The following is a 19,953-nucleotide window of genomic DNA, read 5'->3' as shown; positions in this document are numbered from 1 at the left end:
CGCGAATCGGAACCGTTTTCCGTGGGGGAGGAGCCTGTCGGGCCCCCGAAACCCCCGTTTTTGTCGCCGAATCCCGACAAGCCGGGGAGGCCCTCGGGAAACAGCCTTTCAAATCAACGACTTAGGCCTGTCGCTACTCGGCGACAGGGTCGCCACCGGGAGCGACAACGTCGGCCTTGAAGTTGCCCGGCGTGAGCTCGTGCTTCTGCAACAGGCGGTAGAACTCGGTGCGGTTGCGGTCGGCCAGGCGGGCGGCGTCGGCCACGTTGCCGTCGGTCAGCTTGAGCAGGCCGACGAGGTAGTCGCGCTCGAAACGCTGCTTGGCCTCGGCGTAGGTGAGCACCTCCACGCTCGGCACGCGCAGCGCGCGCTGCACCAGCGCAAGCGGGATCAGCGGCGAGCCCGACAGCGCGCAGACCTGCTCCACCACGTTGTAGAGCTGGCGCACGTTGCCCGGCCACGCGGCGGTGGTCAGTGCCTTCAGCGCCTCGGGCGCGAAGCCCGACAGCCGCTTGCCGTACTTGGTCGACAGCTTCTGCAGGAAGTGGTTGGCCAGGAGCGGGATGTCCTCGCGCCGCGCCGACAGCGGCGGCAGCGTGAGCGTCACCACGTTCAGGCGGTAATAGAGGTCTTCGCGGAACTGGCCGGCTTCCATCGCGGCGTCCAGGTCGCGGTGGGTGGCCGAGACGATGCGCACGTCGACCTCGATCGACTGGCTCGCGCCCAGCGGGCGCACCGCGCGCTCCTGCAGCACGCGCAGCAGCTTGACCTGCAGCGCGGGCGGCATGTCCCCGATTTCGTCGAGCAGCAGCGTGCCGCCGTCGGCCTGCTGGAACAGGCCCTTGTGGTTGGCGTGGGCGTCGGTGAAGGCGCCTTTCATGTGGCCGAACAGCTCGGATTCGAGCAGTGCCTCGGGAATGGCGCCGCAATTGACCGCCACGAAGGGCTTGTCGGCGCGCGCGCTGGCCTTGTGGATGGCGCGCGCCAGCAGTTCCTTGCCGGCGCCGGAGTCGCCGCGCAGCAGCACGGAGGCGTCCGACTTGGCGACCATGCGCGCCTCGGCCAGCAACTCGGCCATGCGGTTGCTGCGGCTCACGATTTCCGAGCGCCAGCTGTCGTCGCCGGTCTTGCTCGGCGTGGTGGTCGGCGCGCCGAGCGCCAATGCCTGCGCGATCTTCTCGAGCAGCTCGCGCGCGTCGTAGGGCTTGGTGAGGTAGGTGAACACGCCGCGCGCCGTGGCCTCGACCGCGTCGGGAATGGTGCCGTGCGCGGTCAGCAGGATCACCGGCAGCGTCGGGTGGCGCTTGCGGATCTCGTCGAACAGTTGCAGGCCGTCGCGCCCGGGCAGGCGCACGTCGCTGAGTACCAGCTGCGGGTGCTCGATCTCGAGCTGCGTGAGCGCGGTCTCGGCCGAGGTGACGGCCGTGACCTGGTAGCCCGCCGACACCAGCCGCATCGAGAGCAGCCGCAGCATGTCCGGGTCGTCGTCGACCACGAGGAGGCGGGCACCAGCTGTACTCATGGGTTGGATCTGCTTCCGTTGGATGGCGTGGGTGCCGGCGTGTTCGGCCGGGCGAAGCTGCGCTCGATGGCGCGCAGCGCCTCGATGCGGTCGTTGAGCTGGTCGATGCGGCGCTGGCTGTCGCGCAGCTGCTGCACCTGTTTGTCGCGGTCGTCCTCGACGCGGCGCTGCTCGACATAGCGCGCGGCCAGCGCCCGTGCGAGCGGATGCAGCGGCTGCGCCTCGGGCGCCGGGTTGGCGATCACGCGCTGCAGCAGGCCCAGCGCGCGCGCCAGGTCGGCCGGCACGCGGGTCTGCGCGAGCAGGAGCGCGAGCTGCATCTGCGCCGCAGGCGTCTCGCCCTGTTCGCTGACGCGCGCAATTTCGGCGCTCAGGTCGGCGCCGCCCAGCGGGCGCACCTTGTCGGCATAGGCCAGCATGGTCGCGAGGGGCCCCTGCGTGAGCTGCGTGAAGAGCGAGGCCGGCTGCGTGGCCGGCGCGCGGGGCTCGGCCTCGACCGGCACCACGCGCGGCGCGGCCACGGGCGGCGGCAGCGCGTCGGCTTCGGCCGGTGGCTTGGGCTGGGAGGCGCAGGCTGCCAGCAACAGGGCGCATGGCACGGCCATGGCCCCGGCGAAGGTGGATCTGCGGACGAACGAAAGGAACATGGGTCGAAAAAGCGCGGGGCGGTGTTGGAGGGGGTGTCCGGGGTCAGGTCGTGCGCGGCAGTTCGATGCGAAAGCGTGCACCGGGGCCGTCCGGCAGCAGGGCGATGCGGCCCCCATGGGCTGCAATGTACTCCTGCACGATGGAAAGTCCGATGCCGGTGCCTTTCACCGTGTGCTCGGGCTGGCGCTCGCCGCGGAAGAAGGGTTCGAAGATGCGGTCGCGGTCACCCACGGCAATGCCGGGGCCGGCGTCGCACACGTCGATGTGCACCGCCTCCGGCGTGCCCGACACGGCCAGCGTGATCACGCCGCCCGCGGCCGAGAAACGGATCGCGTTCGACAGCAGGTTGGCGATGGCGGTGCCGAGCTTGGTGCGGTCGACCGTGAGCGTGATCGGCTCGCCCTCGGCGCGCACGCGCAGGCCGTGCGCCTGCCACTGCAGGCGCTGGGCCTCGATCTGTTCTTCGATCAGCGGCAGCAGCTCGGTGCGCTCGCGGCGAAGCTCGCGCGCCTCGAAGGCGGCGGCGTTGAAGCGCAGCAGCGCCTCGATCTGGTTCTGCAGCGACACGGTGTTCTGCTGCAGGATCTGCGCGACTTCGAGCTGCGCCGGGTTCAGCGGGCCGGTCACGCCGTCCTCGAGCAGCGACACGCCTTCGCGCAGCGCCGCCAGCGGCGTCTTCAGCTCGTGCGACACGTGGCGCAGGAAGCGCGCCTTGTCGGCGTCGAGCTCGGTCAGGCGCAGGCGCAGCCATTCGAGCTGCTGCGACACGCGCCGCACGTCGGCCGGGCCGCGGATGTCGATGGGTTCGTCGAGCCGGTTCTGGCCCAGGCCGACGATGGCGTTCTCGAGCCGCTTGAAGGGGCGCGCCAGCCAGATGCCGAAGGCCAGCGCCAGCAGCACGGCCAGCACGCTGGCAGCCACCACCTCGCGCATCAGCCGGCGGCGTGCGTTCTCGATGCGCTTGGCCAGCGCGTCGTTCTGCGTTTCGATCAGGAACTGCGCCTGCTGGGCGATGTTGGTGTTCAGGGCGTCGAGTTCGCGAAACTGCATCGCCATCGTGCTCTCGCGCGCCAGGGCGCTGTCGGGGCTGCCGCCGAGCAGCCCTTCGATCACGCCGAGCTGGCTGCGCCACATGTCGATGCCGGCGGCCGGCAGGCCGTTGCGTTCCAGGCGCTCCAGCACCTGGTGGGCTTCACGCGCCGCCTCGTCGAAGCGGCGGCGCAGCACGGCGTCATTGAGCACCAGCGACTGGCGTCCCGCGCGTTCCATGGCCGCGCTGCGTTCGGCCAGCGACTGCGAGGCGCCCGACAGGCGCAGCGCGCGCGCGGCGGCGTCGCGGCTTTGGGTGACGAGCGCGTCGTACTGCAGCACCGAGCGCAGCGCCACGCCCACCAGCAGGGCGGTGATCAGCAAAAAGGCAAACAGCAGGAGCTGCTGGAACGAGCCCCGGACGGATGGACGTTTCGCCATCAGTGGGCGAGCGCCGTGGCGGCAGCAGCCAGGGCCGATTCGCGCGTGACCACTTCGCCGCGCAGCGTGTACGCCAGCGAGCGGGTGATGCGCAGGTCGGCCATCTGGCCCACGAGGCGGGCGTCGCCCTCGAAGTTGACGACGCGGTTGCAGGCGGTGCGGCCCATGAGTTCGTTCGCGTCCTTGCGCGAGGCACCCTCGACCAGCACGCGCTGCGTGCTGCCTACCAGCGCATCGCCGAAGCGGCGCACGTTGCCGTCGATCACGCGCTGCAGCGTCTGCAGGCGCGCCAGCTTCACCTCGTGCGGCGTGTCGTCCTGCAGCGCGGCGGCGGGCGTGCCGGGGCGCGGGCTGAAGATGAAGCTGAAGCTGTTGTCGAACTGGCAGTCGTCGATGAGCTTCATCATCTTGTCGAAGTCGGCATCCGTCTCGCCGGGGAAGCCGACGATGAAGTCGCTGGACAGGGCCAGGTCGGGGCGGATGGCGCGCAGCTTTCGCACCGTGCTCTTGTATTCCATGGCGGTGTAGCCGCGCTTCATCGCCATGAGGATGCGGTCGCTGCCGTGCTGCACCGGCAGGTGCAGGTGCGAGACGAGCTGCGGCACCTTGGCGTAGGCCTCGATGAGCCGGGGCGTGAACTCGTTCGGGTGGCTGGTGGTGTAGCGGATGCGCTCGATGCCGGGGATCTCGGCGACGTATTCGATGAGCAGCGCGAAGTCGGCGATTTCGGCGGTGTCGCCCATCTTGCCGCGGTAGGCGTTCACGTTCTGGCCCAGCAGCGTGATCTCGCGCACGCCCTGGTCGGCCAGGCCGGCGATCTCGACCAGCACGTCGTCCAGCGGGCGGTTCACTTCCTCGCCGCGGGTGTAGGGCACCACGCAGTAGCTGCAGTACTTGGAGCAGCCTTCCATGATCGACACGAAGGCCGTGGCGCCTTCGACGCGGGCGGGCGGCAGGTGGTCGAACTTCTCGATCTCGGGGAAGCTGATGTCCACCTGCGGGCGGTCCAGGCGCTCGCGGTCGTTCAGCATCTCGGGCAGGCGGTGCAGCGTCTGCGGGCCGAACACGATGTCGACGTACGGTGCGCGCGCGATGATGGCCTGGCCTTCCTGGCTCGCCACGCAGCCGCCCACGCCGATCTTCACGCCCTTGGCCTTCAGGTGCTTCACGCGGCCGAGGTCGGAGAACACTTTTTCCTGTGCCTTCTCGCGCACCGAGCAGGTGTTGAACAGGATGAGGTCGGCCTCGTCCACGTTCTGCGTGGGCTCGTAGCCCTGCGCGGCGTGGAGCACGTCGGCCATCTTGTCCGAGTCGTACTCGTTCATCTGGCAGCCGAAGGTCTTGATGAATACTTTTTTCATGGGGAGCTCTCTGTGCCCTTCGAAAGGAGGAAGGGCTGCGGGGCGCGCGTGGCGCCCGCGGATTTTTGCTTGCGTGCGGGGTGGCCGCGTTACTGCGTGTTCAGCGTGTCGTTCGAGGTGAACGGCCAGATGTTCAGGAACGGCTTGTTCAGCGATTCGCGGCTGGCCAGGGCCTCGTCGGGCGTCAGGATCCAGACCTCGCGCAGCAGCCCGGCGGCGTCGCGCGTGTAGTTCACGAGGTACTTCTGGCCAATGATGGCGCCGGGCATCACCAGCATGTTCTGCGGGCTGCGGATGCGCGCGCCGGCGCCCAGGCGGTCGGCCCGGCCGTCGAGCTCGACGTCGGGGGCGCTGGTCACCATGAACTTGCCGCGCAGCGTGCCGATGGGGAAGTTGCGCCCGCCGTTGAGCGACTCGTTCTGGGTCTGCGGACGGGGCACCTCGTCCTGGGCGCTGGCCTGGAGCGAGAAAAGACCGGCGGCGCTAGCAAGGGCGGCGCAGATAGCGAGGGAAGTGAGCGTTTTCGTGGGTGTCTTGCAGCGGTTCATGGGGTATATCCAGAGGCTGTGGACCGGCGATTTTAGCGAGGGGTGTTTTCCCTCATACCGGGTGCAGCGGGTGGTGCGGGGGCTTTGCGTCGGCCTGCTTTACATTTCTTTACGGCGCCCGTGAACACTGTGCGCCGGCCACTGCTCCAATAGCTGCTGTCAGCCCAAAGTGCACAAGAACCCATGAAGAAAACTGCCGCCTTCGCCCTCGCGGGCGTGTTGATCGTAGCCGTCGCGGGCGGCTGGTGGCGCATGTCGGGCGATCGGCCCGTCACGAAAGACACGAAAGACGCCAAGTCCGCGAATGCCGGGCCTCCCGCCGCGCTGGTCACGCTGGCCACGGCCGAGAAGCAGGACGTGCCGGTCACGGTGCAGGTCAACGGCAGCGTGGTCTCGCTCAACAGCGTCGACCTGCGCCCGCAGGTCACCAACACCGTGAGCGCGGTGCACGTCAAGGAAGGCCAGTTCGTGAAGGCAGGGCAGCTGCTCTTCACGCTCGACGACCGCAACGACCAGGCCAACCTCGCGCGCGCCCGGGCCCAGCAGCAGAAGGACGAGGCCACCATGGCCGACCTGGAGCGCCAGTACAAGCGCAGCCAGGACCTGGTGGCACAGAACTTCATTGCCAAGAGCGCGGCCGACGCCACGCTGTCGCAGCTCCAGGCGCAGCGCGCCGCCGTCGCGGCCGACCGCGCCGCCGTGCAGTCGGCGCAGGTGGCGTTGGGCTACGCCACGCTGCGCGCACCCATCGCCGGGCGCATCGGCGCCGTGAACATCTACCCGGGCACGCTGGTGCAGCCCACGCTGTCGCTGGTCACCATCACCCAGCTCGACCCCATCGCCGTGAGCTTCCCCGTGCCCGAAGGCAACCTGCAGGACCTGCTGGCCGCGTCGCGCACGCGCGCCAAGGTGGAGGCGCTGGTCACGGGCCGGCGCGAGCCGCTGTTCGGCACGCTCGACTTCGTCGACAACACGGTCGATCCGCAGATCGGCACCGTCCGCGCCAAGGCGGTGTTCGCCAACGCCGACCAGAGCCTGTGGCCCGGCCAGTTCGTCAACACGCGCATCACGGTGCGGATGCTCGACGGCGTCACCGTGGTGCCGGCTGCGGCGCTCATGATGCTGTCCGACGGCACCTCGCTGTACGTGGTCGATGCCGAACGCAACGCGGCGCGTCGCCAGGTCAAGGTGCTGCACACCTTCGGCACCAAGGTCGCGGTGAGCGGCGTGACGCCCGGCGAGCAGGTGGTGATCGAAGGCAGCCAGAACGTGCGCCCGGGCGGCAAGGTGCGCGTCGACGTCAAGGCGCCGGCCGGACCCGGCGGCGCGCCCGCCAACGGCACCACGGGCGTCACGCCCGGCAGCGCGGCGTCGTCGGACATCAAGCCGGTGCGGGAACGGGCATGAACATTTCAGAGCTCTGCATCCGCCGTCCGGCGATGACGGTGCTGCTGTCGGCGGCCGTCGTGGTCATCGGCATCTTTGCGTACTTCAGCATCCCGGTCGCGGCGCTGCCGAGCTACAACACGCCGGTCATCAACGTCAACGCGCAGCTGCCGGGCGCCAGCCCCGACACCATGGCGAGTTCGGTCGCGTTGCCGCTAGAAAAGCAGTTCTCGACCATCCCCGGCCTGCAGACCATCAGTTCGGTGAACACGCAGGGCGTGACCTCGCTCACGCTCGAATTCGTCAGCAGCCGCGACATCGACGCCGCCGCGGTCGACGTGCAGGCCGCGCTGCTGCGCGCCCAGCGCCAGCTGCCGCAAGAGCTGACGCAGCTGCCCTCGTACCGCAAGGTGAATCCGGCCGACGCGCCGGTGCTGTTCATTGCGCTGATCTCGCCGTCGATGAACCCGTCGGAGCTCAACGACTACGCCGAGAACCTCATTTCGCCCACGCTCTCGACCATCGACGGCGTGGCGCAGGTGGGCGTGTACGGGCGCAAGGCCTTCGCGGTGCGCATCAAGGCCAACGCCGACCTGCTCAACGCGCGCAACATCACGCTCGACGAGCTGGCCAAGGCCGTGAACTCGGCCAACGCCAACACGCCGGTCGGCACGCTCGACGGCCCGCGCCAGACGCTCACCATCCAGGCCAACCGCCAGCTCATGAGGGCGGCCGACTTCGCCAAGCTCATCATCGCGCAGCGCAACGGCGCGCCGGTGCGGCTGGACGAAGTGGCCACGCTCGAGGACAGCTTCGAGTCGGTCAAGACCGGCAGCAGCTTCAACGGGCAAGACTCGATTTCGCTGGCCGTGCAGCGCCAGCCCAATGCCAACACCGTGCAGGTGGTGGACGCGGTGCGCGCGCTCATCCCGCGCTTCAAGGCCGAGCTGCCGCAGTCGGTCGAGATCCAGATGGTCAACGACCGCTCGATCTCCATCCGCGAGGCGGTGCACGACGTGCAGCTCACGCTGCTGGGCACCATCGCGCTGGTGGTGCTGGTGATCTTCCTGTTCCTGCACCGGCTGGTGGCCACGCTGATCCCGGCGGCCACCATTCCGATCTCGCTGATCGGCGCGGTGGCGCTGCTGTACGCCTTCGGCTACAGCCTGGACAACGTCTCGTTGCTGGGCATCACGCTGGCCGTGGGACTGGTGGTGGACGACGCCATCGTGGTGCTCGAAAACATCATGCGCTACGTCGAGAAGGGCATGGAGCCGATGGCCGCCGCGCTGCGCGGCGCGCGCGAGGTGGGCTTCACCATCGTGTCGATCTCGATCTCGCTGGTGGCCGTGTTCATCCCGATCTTCTTCATGCCCGGCGTGATCGGCCTCTTGTTCCACGAGTTCGCCGTGGTCGTGGCGCTGGCGGTGCTGGTGTCGGCCGTGGTGTCGCTCACGCTCGTGCCCATGCTCGCGAGCCGGCTGCTCAAGCACGTGCCGCGCAAGGAAGGCGCACTCGATCACGAAGAAGAGCACCCGGAGCCCGGCACGGCGATCGGCCGTGCCTTCGAGCGCGGCTACCGCGCGGTGCACGGCGGCTACATGCGCACGCTCGACTGGACGCTCGGGCACCGCGCGCTGATGCTGGCCATGGCGGGCCTGACCTTCGTCGTCACGGCCTGGCTCTTCGTCAGCATTCCCAAGGGTTTCTTCCCCGAGGAAGACATCGGCCAGATCCAGATCACCACCGAGGCGGCCGAAGACATTTCGTTCACCGCCATGAAGGCGCTGCAGGACCGTGTGGCCGCCGCGCTCAAGGCCGACCCGAGCGTGGACTACGTGAGTTCCTTCGTCGGCGTGGGCGGCCCGACCGCCACGCAGAACTCGGGCCGGCTGTTCGCGGTGCTCAAGCCGCGCAGCGAACGCCCCAAGATGGCCAAGGTGCTCGAGTCGCTGCGCCAGCGCTTCCGCGAGATCCCGGGCATTGCCGTGTACATGCAGCCGGTGCAGAACCTGCGCCTGGGCGGGCGCCAGAGCAAGGCGCGCTTCCAGTACACGCTGCAGAGCGTGAACGCCGGTGAGATGGTGCCGTGGTCGACCCGGCTCATGGAGCGCATGCGCGCCGACCCCGACTTTCGCGACGTGACCAGCGATTCGCAGAACCGCGGCCTGCAGGCCACGCTGGAGATCGATCGCGACAAGGCCGGCGTGCTCGGCGTGGCCGTGGGCGACCTGCGCACCGCGCTGTACAACGCCTACGGCGACCGCCAGATCGGCAGCATCTACGGCGCCAGCAACACCTACCAGGTCATCCTGTCGGCGGCCGACAGCGACCGCCAGTTCGAGGAAGACGTGGCGCGCCTGTCGGTGCGCAGCACCACCGGCAAGCTGGTGCCGCTGTCGGCCTTCTCGACCGTCAAGCGCACCGTGGGGCCGACCTCGGTCAACCACCAGGGGCAGCTGCAGGCGGTGACGGTGTCGTTCAACCTCGGCCCCGACGTGCCGCTGGGCAACGCGACCGCGAAGATCGACCGCTTCAAGGACGAGCTGAAGATGCCGCAGTCGATCATCACGACCTACGGCGGCGACGCGGCGGTGTTCCAGAGTTCGCAGTCGAGCCAGGCGGTGCTGCTGGTGCTCGCGGTGCTGGTCATCTACGTGCTGCTGGGCGTGCTGTACGAGAGCTACATCCACCCGATCACCATCCTGGCGGGCCTGCCCTCGGCGGCGGTGGGGGCGTTGCTCTCGCTGAAGATCTTCGGCTTCGACCTCACGCTGATCGCGACCATCGGCATCCTGCTGCTGATCGGCATCGTGAAGAAGAACGCGATCATGATGATCGACTTCGCCCTCGACGCGCAGCGCACCGAGGGCATGAAGCCGGTCGACGCGATCCGCGAGGCCTGCCGGCTGCGCTTCCGCCCGATCCTGATGACCACGCTGGCCGCGCTGATGGGCGCGCTGCCGCTCGCGCTGGGCCTGGGTGCCGGCGCCGAACTGCGCCAGCCGTTGGGCGTGGCGGTGGTGGGCGGGCTGATCTTCTCGCAGGTGATCACGCTGTACATCACGCCCGCGATCTACCTGGCGCTCGACCGCTACAGCGGCAGCGGGCCGATGGTGGAGTTGCCGGGCGAGGCGAAGGCCGAGGCTGCAGCTGCTGGCGGCCACGCCGCCTCGCACGCCTGACGGCGATTCAAAAGATGCCGGATGGCCATGAGCGTGGGCCACCCGGCCAGGAAGGACTTGTGCAGTCCAGCGCTAAGCCACACCCGGACCATCGCCCATTGAAGGCGCTCCGGCCTCTCTCCTCAACGGCTCCCTCATTCCCTCCGCCGCCGCTCTTCCCATGTGTGTGACGGGGTGAATGATGGCGAGGGGGTGAGGGTGTCGACGGTATCCAGCGATACAGGAGGTGGGCTTTTTTCTTACGGTGTCGCGTCGCGGAAACAACGCAAGGCCGCCGCATCTGGAATGGTGACCTGCCGGGCTCGCGTTTCGATGAGCCCCTGTCCCGCCAGCGCATTCAGCGCGCGCGTGACGGTGACGCGGCTCAAGGCCGTCATGGCGCCGATCTGCTCGTGCGTCAGATCGACGGTGAGCGTGTGCGATGCCTGCGTCGACGGCGGGCGCGCCACACGCAGCAGCAGATCGATGACCCGCTCCTTGGGCGCCGCCGAGGCCACCCCGGCCAGCTTGGCGACGATCATGTGGTTCTTGAATCCGAGCAGCTGGATCAACGAGGTCGCGAGCTCGGGCAGCGCCGAGAACTGCTGCGCGACATCCGCCGGGCGGTAGCGGCTGAGCATGGCCGGCGCGACCGCGCGGGTCGTCGTGGGCCGGGGGCTGTCGGCAAACGCCGGGCCTTCGCCAAAGATCGCACCGGGCCCGAAGATTTCGAGCAGGAACTCCGCGCCGTTGCTTCGGTGGACCGTGGAATGCACGAAGCCCGATCGCAAGAGATAGAAGTAGTCGTGCCGTTCGCCTTCGCGCGCAATGGTGTCGCCGGCTTCCAGGGTGACGAAGCTTCCCAGGTGCGTGGCGTCGATCCACGGCGCGGACAGCGACTGGGAGGCGTCCCAGCTGGCGTAGGCCGAGGGCGTGGAATTCGTTCTTTTCATGGGAGCGTCTTGCCCGGGGCGAAGAAAGGCAAGCGGCCCATCGTGCTAGGTCGTGGGCTCGTCCAGCGGCGTGTCCGTCGCCAGGTGGGCGATGTCGCTCCAGCCGACGAGGCTGAAGCCCTCGGGCGTCCACAGCATGCGGTTGATGGCCGCGTTGCCGAGCTGCCAGGTGCGCGGCGCCTGCAGCTCCTGGCGCGTGGCGGCGCGGTAGAGCACGTCCATCACGCCGCCGTGGGCCACCAGCACCACCAGCTGGCCCGGGTGGCGCGCGGCGATGGCCGAGGCGGTGCCGGTCACGCGGTCGCGAAAGGTCAGCAGGCTCTCGCCGCCGCCTTCGGGTTCGAACTCGGGATCGCGCTCGCGCCAGCGGCGCGCGTCCTCGGGCAGCGTGGCCTCGATCTCGGCGAAGCTCATGCCCTCGAAGCGGCCGAAGGCGCGCTCGCGCAGGCCCAGGTCGGGCTGCACGGCGAGGCCGTGGGGCTCGGCGATGGCCTGGGCGGTCTGCCAGGCGCGCGAGAGGTCGCTGGCATAGACCGCCGCGATCGGTTCGTCGGCCAGCGCCTGTCCGGCGCGTTGCGCCTGCCAGAGGCCGGTGGCATTGAGGCCGATGTCGAGGTGGCCCTGGATGCGGGTGTCGACGTTCCAGGCGGTTTCGCCGTGGCGCACGGCGATCAGGCGGGTGAGATTGGCTTCCATCCGTCCGAATTCTAGAAGTGCGTCATTTCCTGGCGGCTGGCGTGAGCTCGATGTTCACACGGCGCTCGCCCGGCTGCGGGTTCGGAAAGCCCTGCAGCGCGGCCTCGAACATCACCGGCAGGATCGCCGCGCTGGAGCTGTAGGGGCCGTCGTTGCGCGCGCGGGTCTCGTACACCACGCGGTGGCTGCCGCCCGCCTCGCGCAGCACGAGGCTCACCTCGCGCTGGTACCAGGGGTTGGCCGGCGGCGTGAACATCGGGCCGCCGTACCAGCCGCTGCCATACCAGCGGTGGCCGTAGTAGCCGCCGTAGCCGTAGCCCCAGGGGCCGGGCCCGTACAGCCATGGATCGGCCCAGGGCGACAGCGCCGCCGTGACACGCGCGCCGATCTGCGCCGTGTACTGCGGCCTTGCGTCGTCGCGGCGCAGGCCGACCTTGTCGAGCGCGGCCGCGGCCATGGCCTCCAGGCCTTCCTGGCGCGCCGTGTCGGCCTGCTGCGAAGGCAGGCGCTCGAAGCGGTAGGTGGCGCCGGGCGGCACGGTCGTGCCCGGCGTGGCAAAGCTCTTGACGTTGCTGTCGACCACCCAGGAGGTGGCGCAGCCGCTCAGGGTTGCTACCAAAAATAGAGCTGAAAACGCACGATACATAAGGGTCTCCGGGCCAAGTGCCCTAAATTCCCCTGGGTTGCCCGAGTCAGCCCTGGACGATGCGCAGGGCCGAGGGTGCCTGGGAGAGCAGGTCGAAAGCGGGCGTGTCGAAGGCCTTGTCGCCGTTCTCGTCGGCCACGCCCGTCGCCTTCAGACCCTGGAAGTCGTGCAGCGTTCCGTCCAGCAGGTGCGAAGGCACGACGTTCTGCAGCGCGGTGAACATGTTTTCCACGCGGCCGGGGTACTTCTTGTCCCACTCGCGCAGCATCTCGCCGACCTGCTTGCGCTGCAGGTTCTCCTGGCTGCCGCACAGCGTGCAGGGAATGATCGGGAACTCGCGGTGCTGCGCCCAGCGCACCGTGTCCTTTTCGGCCACGTAGGCCAGCGGGCGGATCACGATGTGCTTGCCGTCGTCGCTCACCAGCTTGGGCGGCATGCTCTTGAGCTTGCCGCCGAAGAACATGTTGAGGAAGAAGGTCTGCAGCATGTCGTCGCGGTGGTGGCCCAGCGCGACCTTGGTGGCGCCCAGCTCGTCGGCCACGCGGTACAGGATGCCGCGGCGCAGCCGGCTGCACAGGCCGCAGGTGGTCTTGCCCTCGGGGATGACGCGCTTGACGATGCTGTAGGTGTCCTGGTTCTCGATGTGGAAGGCCACGCCGAGTTCGCTCAGGTACTTGGGCAGCACCTCTTCGGGGAAGCCGGGCTGCTTCTGGTCGAGGTTGACCGCGACGATGTCGAAGTGGATGGGCGCGCGCGCCTTCATCTTGAGCAGGATGTCGAGCAGCGCGTAGCTGTCTTTTCCGCCCGAAACGCACACCATGACCTTGTCGCCTTCTTCGATCATGTTGTAGTCGACGATGGCCTGGCCGACCTGGCGGCACAGGCGCTTTTCGAGCTTGTGCGTCTCGCGTTCGATCTTCAGCGAGTTGGAGGGCGCACCGGCTTCGGGCGTATCGTCGATCCAGACGGCGTTCATTGGGGGGCTACTTCGGGCAAATCAGGGGAAAGACCCCCGATTTTGCCTTGGATCACCATTCCCCGGCTTCGATGCGGATGGCGACTTCGCAGTCGTCGAAGATTTCGAGCTTGGCGATCTTCACGCGCACGCCCCGCACGCCGGGCAGTTGCAGCAGGCGCTGCGCGAGCTTGCCGATCAGGCTTTCGAGCAGGTTGACGTGCTCGGCGGTGCACTCGTCGATGATGATGCGGCGCACCTTGCGGTAGTCCAGCACGTGAAAGATGTCGTCGTCCTGCGGCAGCAGCGGCTGCGGACCGAGGTTGAGCTCGGCGTCCACCAGGATCGGCTGCGGCGCGGTCTTTTCCTGCTCGAGGATGCCTAGGTTGGCGTCGAAGCGCAGGCCCTGGAGGGTGAGTGTCTGGTGGCCGTGCGGTGTGTTCGTGGACATGGTGGTGGTGCTCGTCACATGAGCGAGAAGTCGCGCTCGAATTTCATGAGGTGCTGGCCGCCGTCGACGAGCAGCGTGGTGCCGGTGATCGAGCTGTTCTCCAGCGCGAACTTCACGGTGGCGGTCACGTCTTCCGATGTGGACGAGCGGCCCAGCGGCGACAGCTTGTGCAGCTGCGCGAACTTGTCATCGTCGAGCATGTGGCTCGCCAGCGTGAGGCCGGGCGCCACGCCCACCACGCGCACGCGCGGCGCCAGCGCCAGCGCCAGCATGGGGGTGGCGGCTTCGAGTGCGGCCTTGGAGAGCGTGTAGCTCAGGAAGTCGGGGTTCGGGTTCCACAGCTTCTGGTCGAGCAGGTGCACCACGGCGCCCTGCGCATCGCGCCGGGCCAGGTGGTCGTGCAGCGCCTGCGCCAGCAGGATGGCCGCGCCGGTGTTGCTGCGCGCGTGGCGCTCCATGAGCGCGTAGCTGAAGCTGGCGGCGTCGTCGTGCTCGAAGAGGGCGGCGCTGTGCACCACGGCATCGACAGCGCGAAAGCGCGCCGCCACGCGCGGCAGCAGGGCGCGGGTGGCCTGCTCGTCGGCCAGGTCGGCCTCGAACAGGGCCGAGTCGCCCGAGCGCGCGGCGCAATCGGCCACGGTCTGCTCGGCTTCGGCGCGCGAGCTGCGGTAGTGCACCGCCACCTGCCAGCCGCCCGCGGCGAGCGCCAGCGCGATCTCGCGGCCCAGCCGGCGGCCCGCGCCCGTGACGAGGACGGTGCGGCGGCGATCGGGGGAGGAGGGGGGGATGGCGCTCATTCGGAGGAGGAAGACAGAAGACAGGAAGAGGACAATGGCGCCGTGACGACGCCAACGACAAACAGTTTACCCATCGCCCTCGACCATCTGATTGCCCGCTCCGTCGAGCGCGCCGGCGGATGGATCGGCTTCGACCGCTTCATGGCCCTGGCCCTGTACGCGCCGGGGCTCGGCTATTACGCCAACACCTCGGCCAAGTTCGGCCACATGCCCTCGTCCGGCAGCGACTTCGTGACCGCGCCCGAGCTGACGCCGATGTTCGGCCACACGCTCGCGGTGCAGGTGCTCGAAGCGCTGGAGAAAACCGGCACCGACACCGTGTGGGAGTTCGGCGCGGGCTCGGGGGCGCTGGCGGTGCAGCTGCTGCATGCGCTGGGCGAGATGGGGCGCAGCGATGTGCGCTATCGCATCGTCGATCTGTCGGGCACCTTGCGGGAGCGGCAGCAGCAGGCGCTGGCGGGGCATGCGGAGCGGGTTGAATGGCTCGGGGAGTTGCCTGAGTCCATGGCGGGCGTGGTGGTCGGCAATGAGGTGCTCGATGCGATGCCGGTGCAGTTGCTGGCGCGGGTGAAGGGGGTCTGGTTCGAGCGGGGGGTGGTGCGGAATCCGGCGGGGGATGGGTGGACGTGGGCGGACCGGGCTACCGAGTTGCGGCCGCCGGTGGAGGTGTCGGGGGTGCATGACTACCTCACCGAGGTGCATCCGCAGGCGCAGGCTTTTATTGCGACGCTCGCGGACCGGCTTGAGAAGGGGGCGGCGTTTCTCATCGACTATGGGTTTCCCGAGGGCGAGTACTACCACCCGCAGCGGCACATGGGGACGGTGATGTGCCATCGGGGGCATCAGGCGGATGGCGATCCTCTTTCGGAGGTCGGGTACAAGGACATCACGGCGCATGTGGACTTCACGGGGATTGCCGTGGCGGGGCAGGAGGCGGGGCTTTCTGTTCTTGGCTACACGAGCCAGGCGCGGTTTCTTTTGAACTGCGGGATGTTGGGGTTGATGGAACGAGGGACCGTGGCGCAGCGGGGGATGGCGGCTCGGTTGATTCATGAGCATGAGATGGGGGAGTTGTTCAAGGTGGTGGGGTTTGCTGTCGGTGAACCCTGGGACGCTGTGGGGTTCTCTGAAGGGGATCGGAGTCACACCCTCTGAGGGTTTGCTTCCCGAGGCCGGGTCTCGCCCCGGCGGGCGACTCACTTTCTTTTGCTTCGCCAAAAGAAAGTAAGCAAAGAAAAGGCGACCCCACTGTCTGCGTCCCTCCGCTTCGCTGCGGGCAACCTGCGGTGCTCGCGTTTCGCGGGGTCTCGCCCAAACTCGCTTCGCTCAAACAAGGGCGAGCCCTGATCCGCGAAACGCTGCGCTCCTCGGCGCAGCCAGAGGGGCGTGGATGCCGGGCGGGCCGTCGCTGCGCTCGGCCCGCGGCTTGTGCTTTCAATGGAAAGAGTTGGTCATAAGCAAGCAACAAAGACTTCGTTGGGGAATGGGGGGCGCGCTTCTACATTCGCGGCATGACTGCCGTTCTTTCCCGTGCAACCTCCACTGCCGAGGCCCCGGCGCAGCCCTTCGAGGTGCGGCCTTTCGATGCGCCGGTGGGTGCGGAGATCGTCGGGCTCGACATCGCTGAGCCGATCAACGCCGCCGACTTCCAACGCATCCACCGCGCGCACCTGGACCACCACGTGCTGGTCTTTCGCGACCAGCGCATCACGCCCGCGCAGCACATCGACTTCAGCCGCCGCTTCGGGCCGCTGGAGATCCACGTGCTGCACCAGTTCCAGCTGAAGAACCACCCCGAGATCCTGATCGTCTCGAACGTCAAGGAAAACGGCGAGCCGATCGGTCTCGGCGACGCGGGCGTGTACTGGCACTCCGACATTTCGTACAAGCCCACGCCCAGCCTGGGCTCGCTGCTGCACGCGCAGGAGCTGCCGAGCGAAGGCGGCGACACGCTGTTTGCCGACCAGCACCTGGCATGGGAGGCGCTGCCTGCCGAGCTGCAGCAGCGCATCTTGCCGCTGAAGGCGGAGCACAGCTACCTCGCGAAGTACGAGGAGCTGCGTGCGAAGAACCCGTGGCGGCCGAAGCTTTCACAAGCACAGATCGACCAGGTCGCACCCGCCGTGCAACCCGTGGTGCGCACGCACCCGGAGACGGGGCGCAAGGCGCTGTTCGTCAGCGAGCACTTCACGACGCGCATCGTCGGCCTGCCGCCAGGCGAGAGCGATGCGCTGCTGGCCGAGCTGTTCGCGCACAGCACGCGGCCGGAGTTCGTGTACCGCCACGCGTGGGCGCCGCACGACCTGGTGTTCTGGGACAACCGCTCGCTGATGCACCTCGCGGCAGGCACACCCGACCACCTGCGCCGCCGGCTCAACCGCACCACCATCGTGGGCGACACGCCGTTCTGATTTCTTTTTATCTTCCGGACTTTCCAATGAACCGCTTCACTCGCCGCGCCGCCGCGCTCGTCACCGGCCTCGGCCTTCTCGCCGGCAGCCTGGCCGCGCACGCCGAAGGGCAGATCCGCATCGCCGAGCAGTTCGGCATCGTCTACCTGCTGCTCAACGTGGCGCAGGAGCAGAAGCTGATCGAGAAGCACGCGAAGGCCGCGGGGGTCGATGCGAAGGTGGAGTGGGTCAAGCTCTCGGGCGGCTCGGCGGTGAACGACGCGCTGCTGTCGGGCAACATCGAGATCGCGGGCGCCGGCGTGGGGCCGCTGCTCACGCTGTGGGACCGCACCAAGGGCAAGCAGAACGTGAAGGGCGTGGCCTCGCTGGGCAACTTCCCGTACTACCTGGTGAGCAACAACCCGAACGTGAAGTCGATCGCCGACTTCACGGACAAGGACCGCATCGCGCTGCCTGCCGTGGGCGTGTCGGTGCAGTCGCGGGTGCTGCAGATCGCGTCGGCCAAGCTGTGGGGCGACAAGGAGTTCAACAAGCTCGACAAGATCAGCGTGGCGCTGCCGCACCCCGACGCGGCGGCGGCGATCATCAAGGGCGGCACGGAGATCACGGGGCACTTCGGTAATCCGCCGTTCCAGGAGCAGGAACTGGCGGGCAATCCGAACGCGCGCATCGTGCTGAACTCGTACCAGGTGCTGGGCGGGCCGTCGTCGGCCACGGTGCTGTACGCGACCGAGAAATTCCGCAACGAGAACCCCAAGACCTACAAGGCGTTCGTCGACGCGCTCGACGAGGCGGCGAAGTTCGTCACGGCCAACCCCGAGAAGGCGGCCGACATCTACCTGAAGGTGAGCAACGCCAAGCTCGACCGCGAGCTGCTGCTGAAGATCATCAAGAACCCCGAGGTGCAGTTCAAGACCGCGCCGCAGAACACCTACGTGTTCGCGGAGTTCATGCACCGCGTGGGGGCGATCAAGAACAAGCCGGCATCGGTGAAGGACTATTTCTTCGACGACGCGCACACGGCCTCGGGGAACTGACGCGATGCTGTCCCGGCTCGAGCGCCTGGCAGGGCCGCCCGCCGCGGCCTTCCTCGGCGGCAGCGTGGCGCCACAGCGGCCGGCCCGGCGGCGCGGCGTGGTGGCCACGGGCGACGCGGCACCGCCGTACGTGCACGAGGCGCTGCTGCAGGTCGACGGCGTCAGCCTCGAGTACCGCACGCCCGAGCGCGTGGTGCGCGCCACGCACCGCGTGAGCTTCGACGTGCATGCCGCCGACCGCTTCGTGCTGCTCGGGCCCTCGGGCTGCGGCAAGTCCACGCTGCTCAAGGCCGTGGCCGGGTTCATCCCGCCGGTCGAAGGCGAGATCCGCCTCGACGGCCGGCGCGTGACGCAGCCGGGCCCCGACCGCATCGTCGTGTTCCAGGAGTTCGACCAGCTGCCGCCGTGGAAGACGGTGAAGCAGAACGTGATGTTCCCGCTGCTCGCCTCGCGCACGCTGGGGCGCAAGGAAGCGGCCGAGCGCGCGCTGCACTACCTGGACAAGGTGGGCCTCTCGAAATTCGCCGACGTGCACCCGCACCAGCTCTCGGGCGGCATGAAGCAGCGCGTGGCGATCGCGCGTGCGCTGGCGATGCAGCCGCGCGTGCTGCTGATGGACGAGCCCTTTGCCGCGCTGGACGCGCTCACGCGCCGCCGCATGCAGCAGGAGCTGCTCGAACTGTGGGACGAGGTGCGCTTCACGCTGCTGTTCGTCACGCACTCGATCGAGGAGGCGCTGGTGGTGGGCAACCGCGTGGCGCTGCTGTCGCCGCACCCGGGGCGCATGCGGGCCGAACTCAACAGTCACGGCTACTCGCTGGACAGCCTGGGCGGTGCGGACTTCCAGGCGACGGCGCGGCGCATCCACGACATGCTGTTCGAGGAAGAGCAGGCCACACCATGACACCGGCTTTTCTCCCTCCCCTTCCGGGGGAGGGCAGGGGTGGGGGCATGCGGCGTTCCTGTCGGGCGCTCTGCCTGCCCCCATCCCAACCTTCCCCCAGAGGGGGAAGGAGCAATACACGATGAGCACCCTGACGCCCCCCATCCGCCCTGAATACGAACGCACGCTCGAACCCTTCACCGAAGTGCCGGTGGAGCGCGCGCTGCCGCTGGCCACGCGCCTCGCTTCGCACACCTGGCTGCGCAAGGGCCTGATCCTCGCCGTCATCGCCGTGCTGTGGGAACTGGCAGCGCGCTGGCAGGACAACGACCTGCTGCTGCCCACCTTCACCGCCACCGCCCGCGCGCTGGTCGAGGGGCTGGCCAGCGGCGAGCTGGTCGAGAAGGTGCGCATCTCGCTGGCCGTGCTGCTGCAGGGCTACCTCGCGGGCGTGCTGCTGGCCTTCGGGCTCACCACGCTGGCGGTGTCCACGCGCATCGGACGCGACCTGCTGGACACGCTGACCTCGATGTTCAACCCGCTGCCCGCGATCGCGCTGCTGCCGCTGGCGCTGCTGTGGTTCGGGCTGGGCCGGGGCAGCCTGGTGTTCGTGCTGATCCATTCGGTGCTGTGGCCGCTGGCGCTCAACACCTACGCGGGCTTCCAGGGCGTGCCTGAGACGCTGCGCATGGCGGGGCGCAACTACGGGCTGAAGGGGCTGCGCTACGTGCTGCAGATCCTGGTGCCGGCCGCGCTGCCGTCGATTTTGTCGGGGCTGAAGATCGGCTGGGCCTTTGCGTGGCGCACGCTGATCGCGGCGGAGCTGGTGTTCGGCGCCTCGTCGGGCAAGGGCGGGCTGGGCTGGTACATCTTCCAGAACCGCAACGAGCTGTACACCGACCGCGTGTTCGCCGGCCTCGCGCTGGTGGTGCTGATCGGCCTGCTGGTGGAAAGCCTGGGCTTTCGCACGCTGGAGCGGCTCACGGTGCGGCGCTGGGGCCAGCAGCGCTAGCCCCCGGGTGAAG

The 19,953-nt window shown here is 68.5% G+C and carries 18 protein-coding genes; 7 read left to right on the top strand and 11 right to left on the bottom strand.

Going from position 1 to position 19,953, the window contains the following annotated elements; translation table 11 throughout:
• Window positions 1–133: 133 nt before the first annotated feature.
• The 5 genes from AC07Q9_RS27210 to AC07Q9_RS27190 form a co-directional block, all read right to left on the bottom strand.
• Window positions 134–1,522, bottom strand: a complete 1,389-nt coding sequence (locus AC07Q9_RS27210; RefSeq protein ID WP_070060101.1) for a sigma 54-interacting transcriptional regulator — start codon at window positions 1,520–1,522, stop codon at window positions 134–136.
• Window positions 1,519–2,127 carry a hypothetical protein gene (locus tag AC07Q9_RS27205; RefSeq protein WP_495312444.1) on the bottom strand — a complete coding sequence of 203 codons (609 nt, stop codon included), beginning with the start codon at window positions 2,125–2,127 and terminating at the stop codon, window positions 1,519–1,521. Before AC07Q9_RS27205 ends, AC07Q9_RS27210 begins: the two co-directional genes overlap by 4 nt.
• 85 nt (window positions 2,128–2,212) lie before the next feature.
• A complete protein-coding gene (locus AC07Q9_RS27200; RefSeq protein WP_489059267.1) occupies window positions 2,213–3,640 on the bottom strand; it encodes a sensor histidine kinase in 1,428 nt (475 codons plus the stop codon).
• Entirely contained in the window at window positions 3,640–5,001 is a 1,362-nt protein-coding gene (miaB, locus tag AC07Q9_RS27195) for a tRNA (N6-isopentenyl adenosine(37)-C2)-methylthiotransferase MiaB (protein WP_159273894.1), read from the bottom strand. Before miaB ends, AC07Q9_RS27200 begins: the two co-directional genes overlap by 1 nt.
• Before the next feature lie 89 nt (window positions 5,002–5,090).
• Entirely contained in the window at window positions 5,091–5,549 is a 459-nt protein-coding gene (locus AC07Q9_RS27190; RefSeq protein WP_495312443.1) for a hypothetical protein, read from the bottom strand.
• A 252-nt stretch (window positions 5,550–5,801) separates the two neighbouring features.
• Between AC07Q9_RS27190 and AC07Q9_RS27185 the strand changes: the two genes are divergently transcribed.
• Window positions 5,802–6,956, top strand: coding sequence for an efflux RND transporter periplasmic adaptor subunit (locus tag AC07Q9_RS27185; protein WP_495312512.1), 1,155 nt, complete (start codon window positions 5,802–5,804; stop codon window positions 6,954–6,956).
• The gene (locus AC07Q9_RS27180; RefSeq protein ID WP_495312442.1) at window positions 6,953–10,120 is read left to right on the top strand and encodes an efflux RND transporter permease subunit; all 3,168 of its coding nucleotides are present in this window, start codon (window positions 6,953–6,955) and stop codon (window positions 10,118–10,120) included. Before AC07Q9_RS27185 ends, AC07Q9_RS27180 begins: the two co-directional genes overlap by 4 nt.
• Window positions 10,121–10,359: 239 nt before the next feature.
• Here the strand turns inward: AC07Q9_RS27180 and AC07Q9_RS27175 are convergent, their stop codons facing one another.
• The 6 genes from AC07Q9_RS27175 to AC07Q9_RS27150 form a co-directional block, all read right to left on the bottom strand.
• On the bottom strand, window positions 10,360–11,052 hold the full coding sequence (locus tag AC07Q9_RS27175; protein ID WP_495312441.1) for a Crp/Fnr family transcriptional regulator: 693 nt from the start codon (window positions 11,050–11,052) through the stop codon (window positions 10,360–10,362).
• 45 nt (window positions 11,053–11,097) lie between these two features.
• Window positions 11,098–11,748 carry a histidine phosphatase family protein gene (locus AC07Q9_RS27170; RefSeq protein ID WP_489059259.1) on the bottom strand — a complete coding sequence of 217 codons (651 nt, stop codon included), beginning with the start codon at window positions 11,746–11,748 and terminating at the stop codon, window positions 11,098–11,100.
• Between the two features lie 22 nt (window positions 11,749–11,770).
• Window positions 11,771–12,367 (bottom strand): DUF4136 domain-containing protein, encoded by a 597-nt coding sequence (locus AC07Q9_RS27165; protein WP_495312440.1) that lies wholly within the window; start codon window positions 12,365–12,367, stop codon window positions 11,771–11,773.
• A gap of 73 nt (window positions 12,368–12,440) precedes the next feature.
• Window positions 12,441–13,370 carry a tRNA 2-thiocytidine(32) synthetase TtcA gene (ttcA, locus tag AC07Q9_RS27160; protein WP_062477895.1) on the bottom strand — a complete coding sequence of 310 codons (930 nt, stop codon included), beginning with the start codon at window positions 13,368–13,370 and terminating at the stop codon, window positions 12,441–12,443.
• Between the two features lie 52 nt (window positions 13,371–13,422).
• Entirely contained in the window at window positions 13,423–13,800 is a 378-nt protein-coding gene (locus AC07Q9_RS27155) for a dihydroneopterin aldolase (RefSeq protein WP_056576172.1), read from the bottom strand.
• Between the two features lie 14 nt (window positions 13,801–13,814).
• Window positions 13,815–14,597 (bottom strand): SDR family oxidoreductase, encoded by a 783-nt coding sequence (locus AC07Q9_RS27150; RefSeq protein ID WP_495312439.1) that lies wholly within the window; start codon window positions 14,595–14,597, stop codon window positions 13,815–13,817.
• A gap of 42 nt (window positions 14,598–14,639) precedes the next feature.
• Between AC07Q9_RS27150 and AC07Q9_RS27145 the strand changes: the two genes are divergently transcribed.
• From AC07Q9_RS27145 to AC07Q9_RS27125, 5 genes are all read left to right on the top strand, one after another.
• Entirely contained in the window at window positions 14,640–15,752 is a 1,113-nt protein-coding gene (locus AC07Q9_RS27145; RefSeq protein ID WP_495312438.1) for a class I SAM-dependent methyltransferase, read from the top strand.
• Between the two features lie 356 nt (window positions 15,753–16,108).
• Complete coding sequence (locus tag AC07Q9_RS27140; protein ID WP_495312437.1) at window positions 16,109–17,008, top strand: TauD/TfdA dioxygenase family protein; 900 nt, start codon at window positions 16,109–16,111, stop codon at window positions 17,006–17,008.
• Window positions 17,009–17,034: 26 nt separating this feature from the next.
• A complete protein-coding gene (locus tag AC07Q9_RS27135; protein ID WP_070060080.1) occupies window positions 17,035–18,045 on the top strand; it encodes an ABC transporter substrate-binding protein in 1,011 nt (336 codons plus the stop codon).
• Window positions 18,046–18,049: 4 nt separating this feature from the next.
• Window positions 18,050–18,949, top strand: coding sequence for an ABC transporter ATP-binding protein (locus AC07Q9_RS27130; protein WP_495312436.1), 900 nt, complete (start codon window positions 18,050–18,052; stop codon window positions 18,947–18,949).
• A gap of 121 nt (window positions 18,950–19,070) precedes the next feature.
• A complete protein-coding gene (locus tag AC07Q9_RS27125) occupies window positions 19,071–19,940 on the top strand; it encodes an ABC transporter permease (RefSeq protein WP_495312435.1) in 870 nt (289 codons plus the stop codon).
• The last annotated feature ends 13 nt before the right edge of the window (window positions 19,941–19,953 follow it).

It is taken from the genome of Variovorax sp. GW821-FHT09A10 (assembly GCF_059418385.1).
Note: the sequence above shows the minus strand (reverse complement) of the source record. Positions and strands in the feature narration are given on the sequence as shown.